The 7,685-nt window shown below is 73.9% G+C and carries 7 protein-coding genes and 1 pseudogene; 6 read left to right on the forward strand and 2 right to left on the reverse strand.

The annotated features are described in order from the left end of the window. Positions 1 to 439, reverse strand: a pseudogene (locus AB0J52_RS19625) (hypothetical protein); the annotation flags it as partial. A gap of 402 nt (positions 440 to 841) precedes the next feature. On the opposite strand from AB0J52_RS19625, the gene AB0J52_RS19630 reads away from it, so the two are divergent. From AB0J52_RS19630 to AB0J52_RS19640, 3 genes are all read left to right on the forward strand, one after another. Continuing rightward, positions 842 to 2,092: a MurT ligase domain-containing protein gene (locus tag AB0J52_RS19630; protein WP_500183028.1), complete on the forward strand. Its 1,251-nt coding sequence runs from the start codon at positions 842 to 844 to the stop codon at positions 2,090 to 2,092. Continuing rightward, on the forward strand, positions 2,082 to 2,813 hold the full coding sequence (locus AB0J52_RS19635; protein WP_500183029.1) for a type 1 glutamine amidotransferase: 732 nt from the start codon (positions 2,082 to 2,084) through the stop codon (positions 2,811 to 2,813). Before AB0J52_RS19630 ends, AB0J52_RS19635 begins: the two co-directional genes overlap by 11 nt. A 109-nt stretch (positions 2,814 to 2,922) precedes the next feature. Then, on the forward strand, positions 2,923 to 4,356 hold the full coding sequence (locus AB0J52_RS19640) for a purple acid phosphatase family protein (protein ID WP_500183030.1): 1,434 nt from the start codon (positions 2,923 to 2,925) through the stop codon (positions 4,354 to 4,356). Positions 4,357 to 4,415: 59 nt separating this feature from the next. On the opposite strand, the gene AB0J52_RS19645 is transcribed toward AB0J52_RS19640, so the two are convergent. Continuing rightward, the gene (locus AB0J52_RS19645) at positions 4,416 to 4,778 is read right to left on the reverse strand and encodes a DsrE family protein (RefSeq protein ID WP_500183031.1); all 363 of its coding nucleotides are present in this window, start codon (positions 4,776 to 4,778) and stop codon (positions 4,416 to 4,418) included. Positions 4,779 to 5,004: 226 nt separating this feature from the next. On the opposite strand from AB0J52_RS19645, the gene AB0J52_RS19650 reads away from it, so the two are divergent. From AB0J52_RS19650 to ygfZ, 3 genes are all read left to right on the forward strand, one after another. Continuing rightward, complete coding sequence (locus AB0J52_RS19650; protein ID WP_500183032.1) at positions 5,005 to 5,505, forward strand: heme-binding beta-barrel domain-containing protein; 501 nt, start codon at positions 5,005 to 5,007, stop codon at positions 5,503 to 5,505. 407 nt (positions 5,506 to 5,912) lie between these two features. Further along, positions 5,913 to 6,329, forward strand: a complete 417-nt coding sequence (locus AB0J52_RS19655) for a Fur family transcriptional regulator (RefSeq protein ID WP_500183033.1) — start codon at positions 5,913 to 5,915, stop codon at positions 6,327 to 6,329. Positions 6,330 to 6,420: 91 nt separating this feature from the next. After that, complete coding sequence (ygfZ, locus tag AB0J52_RS19660; RefSeq protein WP_500183034.1) at positions 6,421 to 7,410, forward strand: CAF17-like 4Fe-4S cluster assembly/insertion protein YgfZ; 990 nt, start codon at positions 6,421 to 6,423, stop codon at positions 7,408 to 7,410. The last annotated feature ends 275 nt before the right edge of the window (positions 7,411 to 7,685 follow it).

Genomic DNA, 7,685 nt, shown 5'->3' on the forward strand with positions numbered 1-7,685 from the left:
GGTCGGCCGGCGCCGACTGGTGCTCCCCCGACTCGGCCGGGTCGAACACCCACGCCGCGGTGGACTCGGGGTCGCCCGCCGCCGGGCCTCCGGCCGGCTCGGACGCGGCCCACGCCGGGGCCGGCGGCGGGGGCACGTCACCCCCGCCCGCGAGGCCGTCGGACGGCGCGGGCGCCATGGCGGGCGGCGCGGACAGCGGCATCGGCGGCTGCCCGCCGCCGAAACCCGCGGGCGGCCCGCCCGGACCGCCGGACGGCTGCCCGCCGGGCCCCGGGACGAGGGGGCCGGGGACGACGACCGTCCGGTCGCCGAATCCGGGGTCCGCGTTCCCGGGCGTCCCGCCGGGGCCGGGCGCGGCCGCCGCACCGGTCGGCGTCCCGCAGTTCGCGCACCTGTCGAGCGTCCCGGCCGTGGTGGACCCGCACGTCGGACACTGCATCGCTCAGACCTCGCTTGTCGCCGCTTCGCACGCCTCGCGGCCCACGCCCTCCAGGGGGCGGACCTCCCCACTCCGGCCGCGGGGTATTCGACAAAAGGTACTGCGTACCGTTGGTCGCGTACGCGGTGACGGGGATCCGCGAGCGCCCTCCTTCGGCCGCCGCCGCAACGTCACCGGGGCTGGCACCGAATCACGACATGTCGTCCACGGTCAAGGTCGGCCGCCGAGGTTTACCGGAACCCCGTGTGATGCTCGTCGCACTTTGCGCCCCGTCCGTCCCGCCCGGTTCCCCGGCCGGGACGGACGCGTGATCACGGCCACCCCGAGCGCCGCCCGGTACCGACTACCCTCGGGAAGGTCGCTGAGGCGCCCCAGAGACACGGAACAGAGAAGACGGAGTCCATGAGCGATCTTCCGCTGCGTTCGCAGCTGGCCGTCGCGCTCGGTCGTACGGCCGCGAAGATGTCCCGGATTGCCGGCAAGGGGGACGGGTCGGTGATCGGCGGCAAGGTCGGTCTCAAGCTCGACCCTGAGCTGCTCACCCGGCTGTCCCGGGACCGCAAGCTCGTCCTCGTCTCGGCCACCAACGGCAAGACGACGACGACCCGGCTGATCACCTCGGCGATGACGCCGCTCGGGGAGGTCGCCACCAACGCGTTCGGCGCGAACATGCCCACCGGGCACGTGTCGGCGCTCGCGTCCGCACCGGCCGCCAGGTACGGCGTGCTGGAGTGCGACGAGAAGTACGTCCCGATGGTGCTCCGGGAGACCGGCGCCAACGTGGTCGCGCTGATGAACCTGTCCCGCGACCAGATGGACCGCGCGGCGGAGATCTGGCTGCTGGCCGGCAAGTGGCGCAAGGCCCTCGCCGAGGCGCCGAACACCCACGTCGTGGCCAACTGCGACGACCCCCTGGTCACCTGGGGGGCGACCACCGCCAAGTCGGTGACCTGGGTCGCGGCCGGCCAGCACTGGCGCGAGGACTCCTGGTGCTGCCCCGAGTGCGGCGGACCCCTCGACCGCCAGGAGGGCGAGGAGAACTCCGACTGGGCCTGCCGCCAGTGCCACTTCCGGCGGCCCCGCCCGGACTGGGTGCTGCACAACGGCGCGGTCTACGACCCGCACGGCCGCGCGTTCCCGCTGGACGCCATCCAGCTCCCCGGCCGCGCGAACCGGTCGAACGCGGTGGTCGCGCTCGCCGTCGTCGCCCAGTTCGGCGTCCCGCCGGAGCAGGCGCTGCCGCTGCTGGCGACGGTGAAGTCGGTCGCCGGCCGGTACACCTCGGTGGAGGCGCAGGGCCGGACGCTGCGGCTGCTGCTCGCCAAGAACCCGGCGGGCTGGCTGGAGGCGTTCGACGTGCTGAAGCCCGCGCCGTCCCCGCTGGTGCTGTCGATCAACGCGCAGGGCCCGGACGGCCGCGACACCTCCTGGCTGTGGGACGTGGACTTCCGCCTGCTGCGCGGCCGCCCGGTCTGGGTCGGCGGCGAGCGCCGGATCGACCTGGCCGCCCGGCTGGAGGCCGCCGAGGTCCCGTTCACCCTGGTGGACGACGTGGAGCAGGCCATCCTCGCCGTCCAGCCGGGACACCTCGACGTGATCGCCAACTACACCGCCTTCCAGAACATCCGAACGAGGTACGGCCGTGTCGTCTGACCGCTTGAAGATCGTCTGGATCTATCCGGACCTGCTGTCCACCTACGGCGACCAGGGCAACACGCTAGTCCTGGAGCGGCGGGCCGCGCTGCGCGGCATCCCGACCGTGACCGTCAGCCTGCGCTCGGACGAGCCGGTCCCCGCCGACGGGCACATCTACCTGCTCGGCGGCGGCGAGGACCGGCCGCAGATCCTCGCCGCGCAGCGGTTGCGCGCCGACGGCGGGCTGCAGCGCGCCGTGGACAACGGCGCGGTCGTGTTCGCGGTCTGCGCCGGGTTCCAGATCATCGGGCACGAGTTCGGCGGGGACGAGGGGCAGCCGCTGCCCGGCCTCGGCATCCTCGACATCCGCTCCTTCCGCGGGCAGCAGCGCGCGGTCGGGGAGGTCGTCTCGGACGTGGCGTCCGAGCTGCGCGTCCCGCGCGTCACCGGCTTCGAGAACCACCAGGGCGCGACCAGCATCGGCCCGGGCGCGCGGCCGTTCGCCAAGGTCGTGTCGGGCATCGGCAACGGCGACGGGCAGGGCTTCGAGGGCGCCTACCAGGGCCACGTCCTCGGCACCTACATGCACGGCCCGGCGCTCGTCCGCAACCCGGCGCTCGCCGACCTGCTGCTGACCTGGGCCGTCGGCGAGCAGCTCCAGCCGATCGACGACTCCTGGGCCGGACGCCTCCGCGAGGAGCGCCTCGCGGCCGTGCTCGGCTCGGCGGCGTCCGCGTAGTCGCACCCGCGCGCCCGCGCGGCGGGTCTTCACCGGCCGCCCCCTTCCCGGGGGCGGCCGGTTCTGTTTGGGTCTGGTGGGGTTCGCGGGCCGCTGCGACAGTGCGTCCATGATCTGCTGCGTGGTGAACCGCCGCGACGTCCTCCGGCTGAGCGCGGTCGCGGCCGGCTTCACGCTCGTCCCGGCGGCCGAGGCGGCCACGGCGGGGGCGCGCGCGTCCGCCGCCGTCGCGCCGGTGAACCTGGAGCTGGTCACGCTCACCGAGACCGGGGCCGTCCTGACCTGGTACACCGGCGTCCCCGGGACCGACGACGGCCTCGGCCGGATGCGGCCCGCCGCGGCCGACGCCGAGGTCCGCTACGGGACGCATCCGGCGCGGCTGGACAAGGTCGCGCACGGGCCGTCCGGGACGCCGTACCACCACGTCGAGCTGCACGGACTCGAACCCGGCCGCACGTATTACTACCGGGCGCTGTCGCGCGGGCGGGCCGCGTCCGCGACGCCGCTGACCGGCGGACGCGCCGCCGGGACGCCGCGCGGCGGCGGGATCTTCGCGTTCACCACGCCGCAGCCCCCGCCCGGCCGGTTCCTGTTCGCCGTCGCCCTCTGCAACGACCTGCACCTCGGCGAGACCGTCGCGGGACTGGTCGGCGCGCTGCCGTGGATCAAGGGGATCTCGCAGGTCCCCGGCCACCCGCCGTACCCGGAGATCATGGCGGAGGCGCTGGTGGACGACGCGAGGGCGCGCGGCGCCACGCACCTGCTCGCCGCCGGGGACGTCAGCGCCGAGGCCGCCCCCGGCGACCTCGCCCGCGCCAAGGGCCTGCTCGACCGGTTCGGCCGCCACGGCGCCGACTACCTGGTGACCCGCGGGAACCACGACCGGGCCCACGACGGCCGCCCGTCCTGCTCGCCCGGCCGCTGGCAGGGGAACGACTGCTTCGGCGACGCGTTCTTCCAGGGCCGTCCGACGTACTTCACGCACGAGCTGCACGGCCTGCGGATCATCGGCCTCGACACCTACGACAAGCCCGGGGACGGCGGCGACGCGGGCGGCCTCGGCCGCGACCAGCTCGCGTGGTTCCAGGACGAGCTGCGCCGCGACCCCGACCGCCCGACGCTGGTGTTCGGCCACCATCCGCTGTTCACCGAGAACGACCCGCTCGCCGTCACCGGGGCGCACTCGCTCGACGCGGGCCAGTCGCTGCGGATCCTCGCCGCCTACGCCCGGACGCCCGGCGTCCTGCTGCACCACGCGGGCCACACGCACCGGAACCGGCGGTCGGTGTTCCCGCTCGCGCCCCGGGTCGTCCAGCAGGAGGTGGCGGCGGCGAAGGAGTACCCGGGCGGGTTCACGCTGCTGCGCGTCCATTCCGGCGGGTACGCGCTGAACTTCTACAAGACGCGCGCACCGCTCGCCCGGGAGTGGAGCGAGCGCAGCAGGCAGGAGCTGTCCGGGATGTGGCCGCGGCTGTCGTTCGGCGACCGGGTCGCCGACCGCAACAGCGTCGTCCACCGCGACCTGTCCGGCCTCGGCTCCTGACCGGCCCGGACGGGATCAGCGGCCAGTAGGCAGTAGACCAGGGGTCAGTAGACCAGGGGTCAGTAGACCAGGGCCTGGACGCCGTCCGCGGTGATCTCCTCGACGAAGGTCGGCGCGCCCGCGATGCGGATGCCGGGGATCACGTCGTCCGGTCCGATGTCGCGGCGTCCGGCGCACTGCGTGCAGAGCGTCACCTGACCGCCCGCCAGGACGACCTGGAGCAGCTCGTCCAGCGGGGTGGCGAGCGGCAGGTCCAGTTCGGCGGCCCGGCCGGGCAGCGCGTACCAGGCGGACTCGCCGGTCAGCCACAGCGAGACCGGCAGGCCGCTGGCGACCGCCGCCGCCGCGACCGTGAACGCCTGGTTCACCCGCTCCGGGCCGTCCGCGCCCGCCGTCGCCTTGATCACCAAAGAACGCGCCATACCGGGCACTGTAGCCGGGCGCGGCGTCCCGCCCCGCGCCCTCCCCGCGGTTAGGGTGGGGCGCCATGGGCGGACTGGTGAACGCGGGCGTGCTGGTACTGGCGTGCGCCGGGCTGGCGGTCGCCGCGCTGCTGCTGGTGGTCCGGCTGTTCCGGCTGCGCTGAGCCCCCGGCCGGCGTGCCGCGTCGAGACGAGCGGGCGGCCTGCAGCCGGTAGCCTTCCGGGCATGGAGCCAGAGCTGCACGACGACCTCAAACCGCTGGAATTCCTCCTGGGCACCTGGAAGGGCGCCGGAGTCGGCGACTATCCGACGATCGAGGCGTTCAACTTCGGCCAGGAGATCTCGTTCAGCCACAACGGCAAGCCGTTCCTGATCTACTCCAGCCGCAGCTGGCTGATCGAGCCGGACGGCACGGTCGGCCGCCCGCTGGCGACCGAGACGGGCTACTGGCGGCCGCAGCCGGGCAACCGCGTCGAGGTGACGCTCGCGCACCCGACCGGGATCATCGAGATCTACCTCGGCACCATCGCCTTCCACCAGATCGACCTGGCCACCGACGTGATCGCCCGCACCGACAGCGCCAAGGAGGTCAAGGCGGGCAAGCGGCTGTACGGCCTGATGCCGGAGAAGAACGGCGTCCGCGACCTCGGCTGGGTCTACGAGATGGCCGCGATGGGGCAGCCGTTGCAGGCGCACCTGTCGGCGCAGCTCAAGAAGGCCGACTGAGGCTGACACCGGAACGGTCACGGGCAGGGCTGGTCTGGCCGGGGCCCGAATATGCGGAAGGGACGGCCCGCGCGGGCCGTCCCGGAGAAATGAACGACCCCCGGACCTTCTCCGCCGGGATGGCGGAAGACGTACAGGACTGATACGTCGGTCCGGGGGCCGGGCAACTGCCTGGTATTCGCCGATCACCGTCCGGTGACCGGCTACCGCCGTGCGATGACGGCGGTGCCGCGGCAGGACGGCGACTAGCGGACAGTCACCTCGCGAGTCCCAGAATTCACCATGTTCTTGGACCACCTCCTTTCGCGCGTGCCGCCAAGTTATGCGACGCCCCGGCCGGGAGGCAAACGCATTTTCGGACCGGCTTCCTGCGGCGGTTCGGGCCCCGCGGGACATAGGATGCGGGCATGGCCGAGACGTGGCAGGAGGAGCTGCGGGCGAAGGGCTACCGGGTGACTCCGCAGCGGCAGCTCGTGCTGGAGGCCGTCACCAAGCTGGAGCACGGCACGCCCGAGGAGATCTGCACCGAGGTGCAGCGCACCGCCGGGGGCGTCAACATCTCCACGGTCTACCGCACGCTGGAGCTCCTGGAGGAGCTCGGCCTCGTCAAGCACGCCCACCTCGGCCACGGCCCCCCGAACTACCACCTCGCCGCCGAGGCCGAGCACATCCACCTGGTCTGCCGCGACTGCGGCCGGGTGAACGACGTCCCCCTGGACGCGGCGGCCGGGCTCGCGGCGGGCCTCGACCGCGACCACGGCTTCGAGACCGACGTCCAGCACCTCACCGTCTACGGCCGCTGCAAGGACTGCCGCGCCGCCTGACCATGCCAGGGGTCATGGGCCGCGGGGCCCACGCCGCCGGACGAGGGCTCCGGAGGGTCGGATCAGCGCCGCGGCGCATAGTCTGGGCGGCATGGAGAGCCCGCTGCTGAAGGTGCACGGGGCCGTCGCCGCCGACGCCCCCGACCAGGAGATCGCCGCGCACTACGGGGACCCGGTGCGCGAACAACGGCTGCTGGAGGCGGGCGGAGCGTTCGTCGACCGGAGCAACCGCGGTGTCCTGCGGGTCTCCGGCCCGGACCGGCTGTCCTGGCTGCACAGCCTGCTCAGCCAGCACCTGGAGGCGCTGGAGCCCGGCGCGGCCACGCAGGCGCTGCTGCTGACGATCAACGGCCACATCGAGCACCACCTGCACCTGGTGGACGACGGCGAGACCGTCTGGATCCACGTCGAGCCCGGGACCGCGCCCGCGCTCGCCGACTTCCTCGACCGCATGCGGTTCTTCCTGCGCGTCGAGGTCGAGGACGTCTCCGACCGCTACGCCGTCGTGACCGGCCCGTCCGGCCCCGCCGGTGACGGCCCGTCCTTCCCGGACGTCTCGGGCCTGACCACCCGGATCATCCCCCGTGCCGAGCTGGGCGCGGGCGACCTTCCCCCGGCGGGCCTGTGGGCCTACGAGGCGCTGCGCATCGCCGCCCACGCGCCCCGGTTCGGCCTCGACACCGACCACCGGACGATCCCGCACGAGGTCGGCCTGATCGGGACGGCCGTCCACCTGAACAAGGGCTGCTACCGGGGGCAGGAGACGGTCGCGCGGGTGGAGAACCTCGGCCGCCCGCCGCGCCGCCTGGTCTTCCTGCACCTGGACGGCAGCGTCGACCGCCTGCCCGCGCCCGGCGACCCGGTGGAGATCCCCGGCGGCCGCCAGATCGGCTTCGTCGGCACGGCGGCCCGCCACCACGAGCTCGGGCCGATCGGCCTCGCGCTGGTCAAGCGGAACACCCCGGTGGACATCGAGCTGCTGGCCGGAGGCGTCGCCGCGTCCCAGGAAGTGGTCGTGCCGCCGGACACCGGCGCGAACGCCAAGATCGAACTGCGTCGCACGGCCGCCGACCGTCCGTAGCGAAACCCCGAAAAGCGCGTAGAACACGGGCCATAGGGGCAGAATCGTTCTCGCGGGAGGGGGGGCCGTCCGAGAGGCCACCGCCCCGGAGGAGGTGGGGCCCGTGACCGCTCACGAGGACCCGCCACGCCTCTCACCCGAGCACGGATCACCCGAGCACGGATCACCCGAGCACGGATCACCCGAGCACGCTTCACCCGAGCAAGGTGACCGCCGGGTCGCCGGCCCCGGCGCCCCGCCGCCGCGCCGCCCGGCGGACCACCAGGACGACCAGC

Origin of the sequence: Spirillospora sp. NPDC049652 (genome assembly GCF_040675125.1) — a bacterium.
In the GTDB taxonomy this organism is placed as follows: Bacteria; Actinomycetota; Actinomycetes; order Streptosporangiales; family Streptosporangiaceae; genus Spirillospora.